Raw genomic sequence first — 16,820 nt, 5'->3', positions numbered from 1 at the left:
TAGTTAGCAATCGTTTTAGTTTAAAATAGTCAAATTTTGTATCTTATCAATATTTTCTAAACTCATAATGAGTCTATCAAAACCTAATGCTACTCCTGAGCATTCTGGTATGTTTTCTATACAGTTTAGAAGTTTGTGATCTATATCTAAAGTGACTTTATCTTGTTGCTTTCTTATCTTTAAATCATTATTAAATCGTTTCAGTTGTTCATCTTTATCAATAAGTTCATAGTATCCATTTGCTAGCTCAATACCATTACTAAATACCTCAAATCTTGCAGCTACTAGTTGTTGATTTTGATTATATATTTTTCTAGCAAGTGCCGATTGGTGGATTGTATAATCATAAATAAAATAAATGGTATCTTTTTGGTTAAGGTTTCTTTCAATTTTATAACTAAAAAGTATATCTAAACAATCTGCAATGGTTGGATTTGATAGTCCTTGAATATCTCCAACTGTTTCTTTGACCATATCCTGTAAATGCTCTAGAGAAATATCGTGGGGATTAATATTATAATATTTTTCAAATGCTTCATGATAACTTAAATATACAAAGTTTAAACTTGGTTTAAGCTCTAAGAATAAATTTTGCATTTCTTGCATTAGCTGTAGATAATCTATACCTGTTCGATACCATTCTATCATTGTAAATTCATGCTTATGGAGTTGTCCACAAGGCTCATCACGAAATGCTTTACAAATTTGGTATATACTACCACTACCTGCAGCTAATAGTCTTTTCATCGCATACTCTGGAGAACTTTGGAGGTATCTTTTACCAGAAACTGTCTCAATACTAAAAACATCTATAAAAGGGTCCGTTACACCAAACTCATATGCTAGGGGTGTATCCACTTCGAGTACTTCTAGGTTTTTGAAATAAGTACGAATTTTTTCTAAATATTTCGCACGTTTTTTAATATTCTCTAGGCTCATTGTATAACTCTTATTTTGCTGATATTTGCTAGATCAAATTCATGAAGATTATTATTGTCATCTAAAATTCTTAGCATTAGATTATCAGTAACGCCTTTTGCGCTCCCTTGAAAACTCTTATCTGAATAGTTAAAGGTAATCTTTTTGTTTAGAGTGTAATCATACTCTGAAAAAGTCTCAAGAATATCTAAGTAAGATTTTTCAAAATTATTAATAACATATTTTACTAAATCAACTATAACTTTTGACGAGTCTATCTCATGGTTATTAATTATAGACAGTGATGTCCATTGCCTATCAATATCTTCGTTAATATTTTTCATATTTACATTTATACCGATACCAATAACAATATCAAAACTATCTTTTTTAATATTTTTAGTTTCAATAAGTATTCCTGCTAATTTATGATCTTCAAAATATATATCATTTGGTAATTTTATTTTTAGTTTTTCTTGTTGATCAGCTGGAATATATTTCTTGATAGTTTCTAAAACTCCCAGTGCTATTTTAAGACTTATAAAAGAGTCTTTTACGATGCTAAAGTTACAGCTAAATGCTAATGTTGAATAAATATTATCACTGTTATCAGAGATCCATTTATCACCACGACGTCCACGTCCTTTAGTCTGTTGATCTGCATAGCAAAAATGATACTTATGTGACAGCTCTCTTTCTAGTAAATAGTCATTAGTTGAGCCTATTGTAGTGAAATGTTCAACATATATATCATCAATAGCTTTACTGAGAGTTGTCTTAATATATTTATGATTTTTCATTTTTTGATAAGTTTAATATTGAGAGATAAGTTTGTCTGTCCGAGAAATTCTTCTTTTTGGAGCTCATAACAGGCTCTTATAGTATCGCCAATAGCTATATGTTTAGTTATTTTATTGTCTGAAGCATTAAACCATATTGCTTTGATTGAAGGAATGTTTTTATAGCGTAAAACTAGTTGAGCATGGTTTTTATCTTTACCAACTAAACGTAGATTTTCTATAGTGAAACTATTGTAAAATAGAGGTTTTTCAAATTCTCTACCAAATGGCTCAAGAGATTCTATCTTTTCTAGAGTTTGTAGTCTGAAATCATTTTCGTCAAGCTCAAAATCATACTCTAAAATAGGCTCTAAAGATATATTATTGTTTTTAACGAAATTGATAATTTCACTTTCAAATAAATCATAAAAAGTATCGAAATCAGATTTATTAATTGTTAAGCCAGCAGCTCCTTTATGACCACCATACTTTATCATCAAAGTAGGTGATTTAAGTGCTATAGTATCAAGGATGGTTTTGATATTAATATTATCTATACTTCTAGCAGAGCCTGATATTAAGTTGGAATCATTTTGTGTTTCAGAAAAAATAATGACAGGTTTGCCAAACATTTCTTTGACTCTACTTGCGGTTATACCGTGAATTCCAGAATGGCCATCATCAAGTAATATACATAGAGAATAATTATCATTATCCAGTTGATGAGCTTTAGTTATTGCTTCATGAGTGAGTTTTTTTTGAATTTCTTTACGTTGGCTATTTTGTTTAGTTAGATTTTCATATGTTTCTTCAATTTTGCGTTCATCATTTTCAAGTAAGAAGCTAACAGATCCTAATGCATCAGAAACTCTTCCGTCACTATTTAGCAAAGGAGCTATGCTAAAACTAATATACTCACTTGATAATTTATCTTTATCTAAGAAGTCCCAACATAGACGATCATTATTCTTAAGTTGCTCTATACCTAGTTTTGTAACAATGCGGTTATTGTGACTATTTGCCATGCTAACACAGTCTGCAACTGTACCAATGGCAACAAAATCAAGTAAATTACTTAATCCGTAAGACTTAGATAATGATTTACCATTTTGCAGATATTTTCTACGAAGAGCGGCCATAAAAAGCCAAGCAAGCATACAGCCAGCTATAGCTTTGTCTGGATAATTACAATCATGTTGAGTAGGGTTTAGTACGGCGATAGCACTTTTAGGAGCTCCCTCAGGAGGAGTACCATGGTGATCAGTTACGATAGTATCAATTCCATTTTGTTTAAGAACAGCAATCCTAGGCTCATCTGTTGAACCATTATCAGCTGTTATGATAAGACTTGGTCTAGTACTGTCTGTTAATATTCTATTCATTAAAGACTCAGACAGACCATATCCTTCTTGCATCCTGTGACCTATATATGAACGAATCTTTTCTTGAGGGTAATTAAATATCTTTGTCAGTGCTTCATATAAAATTGCATGAGATGTTTGCCCATCACAGTCGTGGTCGGTTTCTAATCCAATGATTTCATTATTTTGTAGAGCTTGAAAAAGTCTATCTACGGCCTTATCGATATCTTTGAAGAGAAAGGGGGACGATAGATCTTTGATTGATCCTTTCAATATAAGATCAATATTCTCAAAATTATTTACTCTAGAAGAGATTATTTTTGATAAGAATGTATCGTAACCTTTTGATATCAAAGTATCTAAAACTTTTTGGTTAATTTGTTTTTGTTTTATTAGCATAAATTTATATTAGAAAGATTTTTTTTACCACTGAGGTGGTTTCGACACATATTTACACCTGATATAAATAGTAAGCCTAGAGGTATTGCAAAGAATATACCCCATAAACCCCAAATACCCCCAAATATAAGAATAGATGATACAACTCCAACTGGATGTATATCTAAAACTTCTGAAAATAGAAGGGGAACAAGTAAATTACCATCTAAAGCTTGAATAATAAAAAATACTATCAGCATTGATACAAATGTACCATTTAGTCCAAATTGAAGGATACCAACCATAACAACAGGGATTGTGATAATGATCATTCCAATATATGGAATAATAACAGATAGGCCAACACCTACTGCTAATAGTAATGCATAGTTCAAGTTAAAATACGCAAAACCAATATATGTTACAATCGAAACAATAATTAGCTCAATAGCTTTGCCCCTAACATAGTCAGCAAGCTTAGGTTTTAAATCATTCCATACAAAATATAGGGCTCCATCTTGCTCCGGTAAGAATGATTTGAACCAGTTAATCATTTTTTCTTTGTCTTTTAGGAAGTAAAAAACCATAAGTGGTACTAAGAAAAGATATATCAATATAGAGAAAATAACAGGTAGTGTTGTAGCTGTATTCTCTAATATAAATGAGCCAATACTGGAGCTGATTTTCTTCCAATCAATGCTGTCAAACCAACTTACAATAGAGTTAATTCTTTCATCTGTAAGAATTGTAGGGTATTTGAGAGAGAGCTGCTCTAGACTTTCTTTCAAACTTGATAGGGTGTGAGACGCTTGTTTAATAAAGTCAATCAACTGATTAACGATAATCGGTAGCAATACAAATATCAATGACAAAAGTAAAATTAGGAATAGTACATATACAAAATATACTAGAATGATTCTCTTAATTTTTGTAATTTTATGTAGAATATTTACAAGAGTGTCAAGTAAGTAAGCAATAACTAGAGCAGCCAATATTGGTGCTATATAGTCACCCAAGAAAGTTAAAACTAGATAGAAAAATAACATTAAACCAAAAAACACTATTGGTTCATTGTTTTGATATCTGTTACCATACCAGTTTTTTATAGTTCGTAAGAGCATTGTTAATTAAGCTATTATTAAATTGATAATATTGTATCAGTTTTGAAAAAAATTGAATATATAAAGGTATTAATGGAAAGAATTTAAAATATTATTTCTTAATAGTTATAACAGCTGGGATAATTAATGTTATTACAATTCCACTAATAAGCATCATATCAAAACTAAAAACGGACATTGCCATGCTATCTATAGGTATGAATCCAACTATAATTGCAACAATACATCCAATACACCCTAAAAGAGCCATTAGTATAGTACCTAGAGAGCCTTTACATATTTCATACTGACCTTCTTGAAGAGGAGAGCTGAGTTTAAGCTTCACAGCTGTAATAAACATGAGTATATATGCAATAACAGCTAGCTGAGCAGTTAAGTCGCTTAGGTACCAATATGCTTCATTTACTGATGGCATAAATATATACGAGAAGCAAAATACTGTGAAAATGAGTGCTTGAGTAATTAGCATGGTATCAGGAGCATCATTTTTGTTAGTTCTACCAAACATCTGAGGTAGGATATTGTCATTACTGACAACCATAAATGCTCTAGATAATCCCATAATCCAAGCTGAGGTTGTAGTAAATGCACCAAATATTAATGTAATAGCAATAATATATGTCATCCAAGGCATATTGATTTGGTTAAAGAAGTAGTGAAATGAAACCATCAATCCTGTAACAATATCAACATCGCCAATCTGTAGCTGACTACTAACTAAAATCACTGCAATATTTGACAAAATCAAAGAACCTAATATTACAGAACCTGAAATTAGTAGGGCTCTAGGAAAGTTCTTTTTGGCATTTTTGACATTAGCAGCGTGGATTGCACTCATTTCTAGACCGAATAAACTAAACATCACTGTGATAAATAAAGCCCAGCTACTTATGTTATTACCTGATGGGATAAAATCAGTAACACTAGGTAATACTACTTCAGAGCTGTGAGAAAATGACCAAATAACAGCTATGAATATAATAATAAACATAGGAAGGAGTGTACCTATAATAGCACCAAGAGTACTAACTGTGCTTGAAGTTTTGATACCAAATAAGTTGATAGCTGTAGCACTCCAAAACATCACCAAACTCATAGAGATCATATACCAAGGGTTAGCTACTAGTTCGTTGGCATTTTGACCTATAGTTGGAGCTATTACATAAGCGATAATACCAGCGAAAAAGCCACAAATAGATGGAAACCAAACTAAGTTATAAACCCACTGTATCCATATCACTAGGAAGCCCAATCTTTTACCAAAAGCTTTTTTGACCCAGATATAAATACCACCAGTTTCTTGAGAGGATCCTGTAGACATTTCAGCAGTAAGTAGGGCGCATGGAACTAAAAAGAAAATACCTGCTAGTATATAAAAAGTAATAACTATCCAGCCAGCTTGAGCGGTGATTGATATGTTTCTTAAGCTATCAACAGCAATAATATTTATCATGATTAGTCTGATTAGACCAAACTTTTTACTACTAACAATTTGTTCCATTATTCTACTTTTCTATTTCTCCGATACCACGGTTTAGTATATACTTAAAGGAATTTTATAACAACTAGAGCGTGTGTTAGTTTTATGAAACAAAAAGTTTTTGTTTTAGGCCTGCTAGTTAGCCTATTTAATGTGGCTTATTCTGAAGAAAATTCGTATGTTTGTGATAATAAAATTCTTAAAAATCCAATTATATCAACAGAGTCAAGAACGCAGTTGAATTTTACAAACTGGGCTGACTATATATCTCCTGATATAGTACCTTGCTTTTCTGATTTATCTAATACCAGAGTTAAGTACATATATACATCTGACGATAATATGACTAGGGCAAAAATAATGACAGGCTCTTCAGGTTTTGATTTGATTGAGCAAGGTGCTCTATATCTAAATAGTGAAATAGCATCTAAAGCACTTATTAAACTTGATAAGTCAAAATTACCAAACTTAGATTATCGTAATAAAGTAATTTATAATAAGGTTTCTCAAATTAATGATCCAGGGAATAATTATGCTGTAGTTTATAGCTATGGAACTACTGGACTAGCTTATAACAAACAAGAAATAGAACAAAGATTAGGTAAGGGTATTGTTCCTAATAGTTGGAAATATGTATTCGATAAAAAGTATCTCAAACAAATAGCACCATGTGGAGTCTCGTTACTTGATGAACCTGAGCAGATTTTTGGTAATTATTTCTACTATCATGGTATTGATCCTAATACTAATAGTAAAGCTGAATACGAGAAGGCAGCTTTGGATATTATCAAGAACATACGTCCATATATTAAGTATTTTGATAGTAACAAATATCAAAATGATTTTACAGCAGGTAACTTATGTTTAGTGATGGGATACTCTGGCGATGTAGTTAGATCTGTCGAAAGAGCGAAAACTATTAATCCTGATGTGACTTTAGCATATGTCATACCTAAAGAAGGTACTAATATTTGGTTTGATATGTTGATGATTCCAAAGGGAGCTAAAGATCTTGATAAAGCTTATGCTCTTATGAATTATATTATAGATCCGTATGTAGCGGCTCAAAATAGTAATTATTTATATCAGCCTAATGCAGTTACGCAAAATGAAAAATATTTAGATGATATATTTAATGACACTAATATCAGGCCTACTGATGAGATGATCAAAAAGATGTATGTTCTTAACATTCATGATGCAGAAATGCAGAGCTTTATTAGTAGAATGTGGATGAATGTTAAATATGGTATAGAATTTACACCTAAGTATTATAAGCCCACTCAAAATAATTAATATACATACCTACGCTAAACTACTAGCAAGTATAGGGTAGGTAACAAGTATTATCTGAGTTATATTGACTAAATAGTGAGTTGTAATACTTGATAGTAGATTATTTGTAGAATTATATGATAATCCATAGATAAAACTTGCAAAAAAAGCAAGAATTGCAAATTTATAGTTTGCAAAAACCAAGTGTGCTGTTGCGAATAAAATAGCTATTATGAGTATAGATAAATATTTATTTAAATAATTGTTGAATATGTTTTTTTGTAATAATCCTCGCCAGAAAACTTCTTCATAAAAACAAGTAAAAAATAAATTTTGAATTATAAATATGATAATCAAATTATTAAATTTAATATCCCATTTAACAAAATTGAAGTTAAATGCTATACCTCCAATTATAAGAATAGCTAATAAACCATAAAAAATACCGAATAATATAGATTTCATAATCTTGTATTTTAACTCTTGTACTAGAGTTGGTATCGCCACAGTAATTATTGATAATCCTACAAATAGAGAGTCAAACTTTAAAGTCATTGAGTATGGTATAGCATCGGACGAGACTAATATATTTTTATATAAATTCAGATTGTTAAATCCTGGAAGTATATGTAGCATCAACAGATATGCAAATAAAGCTAATATGATTTTAAATACAATGTGATTATATTTATTCACAACTATAGAAAATGCTAAAAATAATAATAGAATTAAAGCACCAATTAAATTTATAATATTAGTCAATAAACCTATTAATAATGACAATATTAGAAATATTATATATTTATAGTCACCTTTTTTTGAATTCATTAAAATACCTGTAGATACATGATTTTAAATATATTTTAAGATCTTGATTATTATAGTTATGATTTGATCTCTGCTAATATTCGATGATAATTCTTAAACCTAACGGGGTTGATATGACCTTGTTTAACTTGCTCAACAATTTGACAACCTTTAGATCCCTCTTCATGTGAGCAATTTCTGAATTGGCACATCCCTTTATATTTTTTGAAATCTAAGAAACCATCAAAAAGTTCTTCTTTTGTAATATGCCAAAGTCCAAATTCTCTAATGCCAGGAGAGTCAATTATGCTAGTAGTATCATCTATCTCGTACAAAGTAGAGCATGTAGTTGTATGACGCCCTTTTTTGGTGGAATCCGATACAGCAGTTGTTGCAGTGATTTTAGCACCTAATATTGTATTTAATGTTTCAGACTTGCCAACACCTGATTGACCTAAAAATATAGATGTTTTATTTTTAAGTTCTTCAAGCAAGTTGTCAATCCCTATATTGTTTTGTGCAGAAGTATAGAATACTTTATAGCCGATTTCTTGGTAAACACTTGCTAAGTCTTGAATATATTTTTTATCTTTCTCTTTTTGATCATCGATTTTATTGATAACAATTATAGGTTCAATATTACTATTATGTAATGCTGCCAGATATCTATCAATATAATGCTCAACTGGTGCCGGAGAGTGTGCAATAATTATTACAGCACTATCAATATTTGCAGCGATATTCTTATTTTTGCGCTGATATTGGTTGGGACGAGCGATTAAATTCTTTCTATCTAATAATTTAGCAATTACATAAGTGGAATTTGTATATTCAAGTTCTACATTATCGCCAACAGTAAGTTCGCCCTTTAAGTGGCTTCGTAATAGTGCCGAAACTTTCTCGCCATTTGTAAGTTTGACAGAAATATTGCCACCAAAGTTTGTTATGATTTTTCCTTGCAAAGATATATTATGAATTATCTTTTTATTAAAGTTAATTATAAGCATTATTTATGAAAATGCGAATAATGTCTTGTATATATTTGAATAAAAATATTATCTTTGCTAGTATCGAGGGATTAAGAAAGAAAATTCATATTTAATCTTAAAGAAGAATTAAAGGAGAAGTAATGAAGAAAACTAAATTTTTGGCATTGATGGCTTTGGCAACATTTGGTGCGACGAGTTTTTCTTATGCAGATGATGCAGGTGGAGTTAATCTATCACCAGAAGGATACTGGGTACAATTTGATGAAGATCCAGATGCTGGTCGTGGTATGCCTCAGGGTATAGTACATACATACTTTGCAAAGAATAATGATTATGGTAAAAAAGGTACTCTACAGATGGAGATTGTTGTACCTTTAATGTATGTAGACTCATCTGGCAAGCCAACTAAACCTAGAGCAACTTGTAATAACTGCTCAAATGGTTCATATAACGGATTTGACTATAAAGGTAAAAACACCCCATTACAGGGAATAGTATTCGCAGGTAATATGCAGCCACAAGCGGGTACAGGTGTTGCTGGTCAAAGTAGTGATGTATATAAAGATGGTGGTGTAATAAATCCAAATGATGGTAAAGTTTACGCATCTGAAGCACAAGTTCAAGATGCTGGTAGAACAATGTATGCAAAAGCTGCTTATGTTGTTTGGGGCAAAGAATTGGGTAGCAAAGCTGCTCATTGGCAGAGAATCACAAAAGCCGATTACGAAAAGGTTAAAGCAGATTGTGGTGTAACCGCTGATGGACAATATGTAAATAAAGATGAGAAAGTTACTGCTACTTGTATTAACTATCCTGTTGAGCAATTTGGTGTTAAAAGTCCTGTCTAATTAGTTTGTATAATTGCAAATTTTCTTTATACTTTATCTTAAAAGTCATAATAAATTTCTAGAATGATTAAAAAAATTACGTTTCTAATTTTTGGTCTTTCCATTGTTATGTTAGGCTATGCTAGATTTGATAAAACAAATGCAAATGGCTACTGGTTACAAAAGGATGAAGCAACTAACACAAATGTGGGAGTGATTCATGCTTATACTAATGACCATGGTAGTTTAAATGCAAGAATGTTTGTACCATTAGCAAATGTTGATGATGGTAAGATTCACCCTCCGATTGTATATTGTAAAAACTGTGGCAAAGGTGATGCTTATGGACATAAATATGACTACTCTAGTGGTCATGATACATATCAAGGACTAGAGTTTGTCTGGGATATTAAAAAATCAGGTTCTGCTGATAAATCACATGGTAAAGGACCTATTTATACTGAAGGATCTGTACTAAATCCACATGATGGTAAATTTTATCATGTCAAAGCTCAAACTATAGAAGATGGCGATAAGGTTTATGTTAGAGCTTTTTGGGGATTTTTAGGCAAAGATGAATATTGGCAAAGAATACCTAAATCCCAAGCTAATAAAATAAAATGGGAGTGCGGTTTAACAAAAGATAAAATCTATCCATATCAAGATAAGTCAGGCAAGATTGTAGATCAAGAGCTATGGAAGGAGTGTTCAACAAGAGATTTTGTAAAAGATCCTTTGTGATAAATTATCTATGTATTCTCAGCAAAATTATCGCCAAATAAGATTATTACCTGAAGATTTAGCCAATCAAATAGCTGCAGGAGAAGTTATAGAAAGACCTTCATCTGTTGTCAAAGAACTTATTGAGAACTCTATAGATGCAGGAGCAACTGCTATTACTATAGAAATTCAAGAGGGCGGTAAGTCATTAATCAGAATTAGAGATAATGGTAAAGGAATTGCTTATGATGATTTGCGACTAGCTCTAGCACCTCACGCAACAAGTAAAGTCTATACTCTTGAAGAATTAGAGTCTGTTGCTAGCATGGGCTTTCGTGGTGAGGCATTAGCAAGTATTGCATCTGTATCTAAGTTAAAGATTATATCTAAGCATCAAGACTATGATGATGCTTGGCAAATCAATAACGAAACTAGAGAGGTTACTCCTGCTGCACATGTGACAGGGACAACTATAGAGGTTAGTGAACTCTTTTACAATACACCAGCACGACGCAAATTTTTGAAAAAAGATAATACTGAGTTTTTACATATTTCTGATTTACTTAAGAAATATATGCTTTGCTATTTTGGTATAGCCTTTAGGCTTATTCATAATGGTAAAGAGGTCAAAGATCTACTTTCAGCAGAAGATGCGCAACTTAAATATAATCGTGTGTTAGATTTGTATAGTCGTGACTTTATTGAGAATGCTATCTATATAGATAAAGAGGTTGGAGATGCTCATTTATGGGGCTGGGTGGCTAGTCCTAGATTTAATAGAGCTAGAGCAGATATGCAGAGCTTCTATATAAATGGACGTATTATCAAAGACAAGATTGTTACTCATGCGATAAAAAATGCTTATAAAGATGTAATGTATGGTAATAGATATCCAGCATTTTTGCTTTATCTTGATATGGATTATAAAGAGGTGGATGTAAATGTTCATCCAGCTAAAAGTGAAGTGCGCTTTAGAAATCAGAAATTCATCTATGATTTTCTTTTTGGTACAGTCAATAAAGCTATAACTACAAGTGCAGATATAGAAATTGAGACTTCTAGCTATAGTGAAAGCAATATATATCAAGAATCTAAAGGTACTAATAATCCTCTTAATATTGGTAATATGAGTCTGGATATCAGTATTGAGGATGAAAAGGATGAAAGCTCAAGTACTAGTTTGTTAGATAAATATTTTAGTAATCAAACTACTCAAGAAAATGAAATTCATATATCACAAAAGCCAAAAGCTAGTGGTTTAGGACAAGCTATCTGTCAGATTCATGGTATATACATACTCTCTCAAGTTGAGGATGGTATAGTACTTGTGGATATGCATGCAGCACATGAGAGAATACTCTATGAAGAAATGAAAAAAACTTGGCATGCAGATGCTGCTAAGTTTAAGCAAAATTTATTAATGCCCTTAACATGCAGATTATCAAGTAATATAGTCGCAACGATTGATGAGAATCTTGAAGTTTTTGAGAAGCTAGGCTTTGAAATATCAGTAGTAGCAGATGATGCTGTACTCGTTAGATCAACGCCAATATATGTCAAAGATAAAGATGTGCAAAATCTAATATCAAATGTAGCTACAGAGCTTACATCTTCTGGTAAGACAAAAAGAGTCGAGTTTTATCTAAACCATATTTTGGCTACAGTATCTTGTCATGCTGCTGTACGAGCTAATGATAAGTTAAGTATCCCAGAGATGAATCATCTACTAAGACAGATGGAAACTGTTGAAAATTCTGGTCAATGTAATCATGGCAGACCGACTTGGGTTAAATTAAATTTTGCGCAGTTAGATAATTTCTTTTTGAGGGGACGTTAACCTTAAATATACAAACTATAACTTGTTTGTTATTGTAGTGACAGAACACTGTTCTGTCTTTTCTATTTCGCTACTTACTGCGTAAGTTATAGCGACATACTTTTTTCATGGCAGAAAAAGTATGCAAAACTGCCTAGCACTTCGCTATCGTAGTTTAAAACAAATGGAAAATAAAAAACTCACTTCGTTCAAACAGTTTTATTTTCTAATCATTTGTTTTTGAAACTACTTGTCGCTGATGTGCAAAAGTCATAAAGTAAGAATATAGTTTTATTGATATGAGAATTATAAATACTTATTATTTAGTATATTAATAAGTGTTAAATTTGTAGGAACTATTTTGAAAAAAATTATATCAACGATTTTAGGTTTTATTTTACTTGGAGCGGTAGGTTGGGGATGCTACTTGATTATTTCACTTGTTTGGAATCAATTTAAGCTTTTGGATCCTAAAGTTTCAATTAGTTTATTAACAGCCGCTACAACAGTGATAGCTGCAACTGTAACAGTTGTTTTAGGAAAGTATTTTGAACGAAAGAAAGATATTGAAGCACACTATAGAGAAAAGAAAACTCAAATATACGATGAGTTTTTATGTAAACTTCTCAAACTTTTCCATAGTACTTCAGAAAATAATAAAGAAATAGATGACCTCGTTAGTTTTCTTCAGGAATGGCAGAGAAAGATAATTCTTTGGGGAGGACAAGATGTCTTATTAAATTATATTAACTGGTTGGAGCGTTTAAAGGAAGGTAAAAATGATGCAAAAGTTATGTTTATGATGGAAGAGCTTTTTTTAGAAATTAGAAGGGATCTTGGACATAAAAATAATAAGTTGGTCAAAGGTACATTTACCCGCTTGATTTTAAAAAATCCAAAAATCTTTTTGAGTATGGCTGAAAATAATCCAGATGTAACATTGAAAGAAGTAGCTGAAGCAGAGAAAAATTTAGTAAACTTACAATAAAAAATTGGAGCTGTCTTAGATAATTGAAATTATAAACCTAATCTACCCAATATCCTTAAGATTATGGATAGTCACAGCTAGCATTTGCCGATTTATCTCTTGCGTATAAACTTTTTTAATATAGAATCTCCTTAGATTATTTGCGTCTATATTTTCTGTAATTAATTTAGTCGTATGACTTTAAAAATCTTATCTTAGATAGGTATTAGTATGCTTAATTATTTTAAAGCTAGAAGTAGACTATTTAGTAATAGTTCTTTTAGCTATGCTTGTGTGATGACTTTATTTAATGCTACTGTGGTAGGTATTGCTTATATATCTATAAGTTGGCATTTGTTAACTCTAAAGAACAACCTTGAAGTTATAATGTTATTTATGCTTACTTGGTGGATCTTTGGAGTTATATTATCTCCAATTACCGGTTATTTTGCTGATCTTATACCTAGAAGAATAATTATAGTTCTAGTAAATATCTTTAGAGTTATATTACTTTCAGCATTTGTATTTTTGGGTAATTTAGATTCTTTAACTCTAGTATATTTGTTTACAAGTATATGGGGGATTATATTAGCATTTTTTATGCCGGCAATGATGATAATGTCACGAGAGCTATTTCCTAATGATGATGTTCTATTATATGCAAATAGTACGATGGATGGGCTATTTGAATTTGGTATGGTTATTGGAATGTCTTTAGGAGGGATCTTAGTAGCGTATTTCGATATGCATCAGATTATGATAATAATGCTTGCTGGAAGTATTTTTGCGACTTTGTGTAGTTTTATGATTGTGCCAAAGAGAATTGTAAAAAATCAAAAAGGGAATTTTTTAGATAATTGGAAGGAGGTTATTAACTACCTTAGCAAAAATATATCGTTATACTGGTGTTATTTGGCTCAAGTTAGCATGACTTGTATATATATGATTGCGCCAATCTTTATATCTCCATATGCGAAAAACATTCTTCATGCTTCATCTTTGGAATTTGGACTAATAGAAGTGGCATTTTCAGTAGGTTTTATTATTGGGAATATTCTATTGCCATATATGATAGAAAAAATGTCGCCAAAATTAACGCTAGCTTTTTCTATGAGTGCATCAGCTATGATGTATTTATTGTTGGGATTAAACCAGAGTATAGCTTTTGCTATCTTGTATTATCTAGTAGCTGGTGTATTTATATCATCATGGGTGATAATTGTTACTATAGCACAAAAAAATACGCCGATAACTTTACAGGGTAAAATTCAAGGTGTTGCTTATGGTTTATCTGGTCTAGTGGTTATGTTTATATATACAATATTTTTTATGATTAATTATTTAGAACCATTACCTAGTAATAGATGGTTTTATGTATTGGCAGCTTTGGCATTATGTACATTATGGCCAATATTTAAAGGATTAAAATTTTTAGATAAAACTAAGTAATAGATATTGAATTAGTGATGAGTTGAAATTATTGATTTAAGTTATCTAAGTACTTCTCAGCATCTAACGCAGCCATACAACCAGTACCTGCAGAAGTTACTGCTTGTTTGTAAACATGATCAGCTACATCACCAGCAGCAAACACGCCTTTGATATTTGTTTGCGTAGCATCGCCAGCTAGACCAGATTTTACCTTGATATAACCATTTTCCATTTCAAGCTCATCTTTGAAGATACCTGTGTTTGGAGTATGACCAATAGCAATAAATACCCCCATAACATCAATCTTAGATTCTTCGTTAGTTTTGACATTTTTAAGGCGTAAAGAATTAACGCCCATATCATCACCAAGAACCTCTTCTAGTGTCGTATCCCAGATAATATTTACATTACCATTTTCAGCTTTTTCCATTAGTTTATCGATAAGGATTTTCTCAGATCTAAGAGAATCTCTACGATGAATTAGTGTTACAGATTTTGCAATATTTGATAAGAAAAAAGCTTCTTCAACAGCTGTGTTACCACCACCAACTACAGCGACATCTTTGTTTTTGTAAAAAAAGCCGTCACAAGTAGCACAAGCAGACACACCTTTGCCCATGAACTTTTCTTCTGATTCTAAACCTAAATATCTAGCAGTAGCACCAGTGGCTATAATTAGAGCATCACAAGTATACTCTTCAATCTCTCCAACTAACTTGAAAGGTCTAGTTTGTAGATCTACAGAGTTAATTGTGTCATATGTGATTTGTGTATCGAATCTCTCAGCTTGTTTTTGTAGTTTTTCCATAAGCTCAGGGCCCATAATACCGTCAGCTTCACCTGGCCAGTTATCGACATCTGTAGTAGTTGTAAGCTGTCCACCGGGTTGCATACCTGTGATAATTACAGGGTTTAAGTTTGCACGAGCTGCATATATTGCTGCAGTGTATCCAGCAGGTCCAGATCCTAAAATTATTAATTTGTGATGAGTTGCCATTTTAAAAAGTTCTTCAAAATACGATTATGGCGAAATTATAACATAGTGCTTGTTTAAGTGAAATTTTCAAATTACCTTCTTAAGAGTTTTATTTTTGAAACTACTAATTGCTGATGTGGATTTATTTCTTTGACAATGTTTTTTATCTTAGTGAAATTATCAATATAAGCGAAGCTATCTAGAGCTTCTAGATCTACACCATTATGATAACCGTAACTTACCATTATAGTTTTTACATTTGCCTCTCTAGCACATAAATAATCATTCATAGAGTCGCCAACCATCAAACTCTCTTCAGCTTTAGCATTTAGCTTATCCATAGCAAACAGTAAGGGTTCAGCGTATGGTTTGTAGCTCGTTGTAGTATCTCCTCCAACAATTACTTCAAAATAGTCAATCAAACCTAAATGAGTTAGAGACTGTATGGCATCATCTTCATGTTTGTTTGTTACAACAGCCATTTTGATACCTTGTTGCTTTAAGAAATCTAAAGTTTCAATGACATTGGGATATACTCTACTATTTGCACTATTTAAGGTTTTGTATGTTTGACTGACAATTTTGACACCTGTATCAGCGATAGATTCAATATAATCATTATCATTGAAATCTAATGCTAGAACTTTTCTAACGGTGGTAGGGTAACCTTTACCAATAATACTGGCTAATACATTTTCAGATACTGGCTCAAGTCCAAAATGTTTACGCATGGTATTTGTTGCAACTGTTAGATCACCAACTGTATTTACAAGTGTGCCGTCTAAGTCAAAGAATATATTTTTTATCATACTTCTAGTTAACCAATTTAATTAGGGAGAATTATATCTAAAAGGCTGTTGAGTTAATGAAAGCCCTTTTTCATATGTTTTAATATTGAGTATTTTTTAGATAAATCTGACTCAAAATCTTACTTTTGTGTTTCATATCAGCATTTTATGCTGATATGAATACACC

Annotated in this window: 15 protein-coding genes; 6 read left to right on the top strand and 9 right to left on the bottom strand. The window is 31.6% G+C overall.

The window, feature by feature from the left end:
• Window positions 1–15 precede the first annotated feature (15 nt).
• From epmA to F3D57_RS08300, 5 genes are all read right to left on the bottom strand, one after another.
• A complete protein-coding gene (gene epmA / locus F3D57_RS08320) occupies window positions 16–939 on the bottom strand; it encodes an EF-P lysine aminoacylase EpmA (protein WP_150465903.1) in 924 nt (307 codons plus the stop codon).
• Entirely contained in the window at window positions 936–1,718 is a 783-nt protein-coding gene (locus F3D57_RS08315) for a biotin--[acetyl-CoA-carboxylase] ligase (protein ID WP_150465902.1), read from the bottom strand. Before F3D57_RS08315 ends, epmA begins: the two co-directional genes overlap by 4 nt.
• The gene (gene recJ, locus F3D57_RS08310) at window positions 1,715–3,457 is read right to left on the bottom strand and encodes a single-stranded-DNA-specific exonuclease RecJ (protein ID WP_150465901.1); all 1,743 of its coding nucleotides are present in this window, start codon (window positions 3,455–3,457) and stop codon (window positions 1,715–1,717) included. Before recJ ends, F3D57_RS08315 begins: the two co-directional genes overlap by 4 nt.
• The gene (locus F3D57_RS08305) at window positions 3,451–4,557 is read right to left on the bottom strand and encodes an AI-2E family transporter (RefSeq protein WP_146421058.1); all 1,107 of its coding nucleotides are present in this window, start codon (window positions 4,555–4,557) and stop codon (window positions 3,451–3,453) included. The genes recJ and F3D57_RS08305 overlap by 7 nt, the downstream gene beginning before the upstream one ends.
• 91 nt (window positions 4,558–4,648) lie before the next feature.
• Complete coding sequence (locus tag F3D57_RS08300; protein ID WP_150465900.1) at window positions 4,649–6,058, bottom strand: APC family permease; 1,410 nt, start codon at window positions 6,056–6,058, stop codon at window positions 4,649–4,651.
• 84 nt (window positions 6,059–6,142) lie between these two features.
• Between F3D57_RS08300 and F3D57_RS08295 the strand changes: the two genes are divergently transcribed.
• A complete protein-coding gene (locus F3D57_RS08295; RefSeq protein WP_150465899.1) occupies window positions 6,143–7,333 on the top strand; it encodes a polyamine ABC transporter substrate-binding protein in 1,191 nt (396 codons plus the stop codon).
• 9 nt (window positions 7,334–7,342) lie between these two features.
• On the opposite strand, the gene F3D57_RS08290 is transcribed toward F3D57_RS08295, so the two are convergent.
• Together F3D57_RS08290 and rsgA are read right to left on the bottom strand one after the other, a co-directional pair.
• Entirely contained in the window at window positions 7,343–8,140 is a 798-nt protein-coding gene (locus tag F3D57_RS08290; protein WP_150465898.1) for a CPBP family intramembrane glutamic endopeptidase, read from the bottom strand.
• A 56-nt stretch (window positions 8,141–8,196) separates the two neighbouring features.
• A complete protein-coding gene (gene rsgA, locus F3D57_RS08285; RefSeq protein WP_150465913.1) occupies window positions 8,197–9,081 on the bottom strand; it encodes a ribosome small subunit-dependent GTPase A in 885 nt (294 codons plus the stop codon).
• A 167-nt stretch (window positions 9,082–9,248) separates the two neighbouring features.
• Between rsgA and F3D57_RS08280 the strand changes: the two genes are divergently transcribed.
• The 5 genes from F3D57_RS08280 to F3D57_RS08260 all read left to right on the top strand — a co-directional run bounded on the left by F3D57_RS08280 (window position 9,249) and on the right by F3D57_RS08260 (window position 14,887).
• The gene (locus tag F3D57_RS08280) at window positions 9,249–9,956 is read left to right on the top strand and encodes a DUF2147 domain-containing protein (RefSeq protein WP_150465897.1); all 708 of its coding nucleotides are present in this window, start codon (window positions 9,249–9,251) and stop codon (window positions 9,954–9,956) included.
• Between the two features lie 108 nt (window positions 9,957–10,064).
• A complete protein-coding gene (locus tag F3D57_RS08275; protein WP_318010092.1) occupies window positions 10,065–10,676 on the top strand; it encodes a DUF2147 domain-containing protein in 612 nt (203 codons plus the stop codon).
• Between the two features lie 10 nt (window positions 10,677–10,686).
• Window positions 10,687–12,492, top strand: coding sequence for a DNA mismatch repair endonuclease MutL (gene mutL / locus F3D57_RS08270; protein WP_150465895.1), 1,806 nt, complete (start codon window positions 10,687–10,689; stop codon window positions 12,490–12,492).
• A gap of 340 nt (window positions 12,493–12,832) precedes the next feature.
• On the top strand, window positions 12,833–13,459 hold the full coding sequence (locus F3D57_RS08265) for a hypothetical protein (RefSeq protein WP_150465894.1): 627 nt from the start codon (window positions 12,833–12,835) through the stop codon (window positions 13,457–13,459).
• A gap of 210 nt (window positions 13,460–13,669) precedes the next feature.
• Window positions 13,670–14,887: an MFS transporter gene (locus tag F3D57_RS08260; protein WP_150465893.1), complete on the top strand. Its 1,218-nt coding sequence runs from the start codon at window positions 13,670–13,672 to the stop codon at window positions 14,885–14,887.
• A gap of 28 nt (window positions 14,888–14,915) precedes the next feature.
• Here F3D57_RS08260 and trxB read toward each other — a convergent pair whose 3' ends face one another.
• Together trxB and F3D57_RS08250 are read right to left on the bottom strand one after the other, a co-directional pair.
• On the bottom strand, window positions 14,916–15,866 hold the full coding sequence (gene trxB, locus F3D57_RS08255; RefSeq protein WP_150465892.1) for a thioredoxin-disulfide reductase: 951 nt from the start codon (window positions 15,864–15,866) through the stop codon (window positions 14,916–14,918).
• 71 nt (window positions 15,867–15,937) lie between these two features.
• Window positions 15,938–16,654 (bottom strand): HAD-IA family hydrolase, encoded by a 717-nt coding sequence (locus F3D57_RS08250; protein WP_150465891.1) that lies wholly within the window; start codon window positions 16,652–16,654, stop codon window positions 15,938–15,940.
• Window positions 16,655–16,820 lie beyond the last annotated feature (166 nt).

Origin of the sequence: Francisella sp. SYW-2 (assembly GCF_008711475.1) — a bacterium.
Lineage (GTDB): Bacteria > Pseudomonadota > Gammaproteobacteria > Francisellales > Francisellaceae > Francisella > Francisella salimarina.
This window is presented reverse-complemented; position numbering and strand designations above follow the sequence as displayed.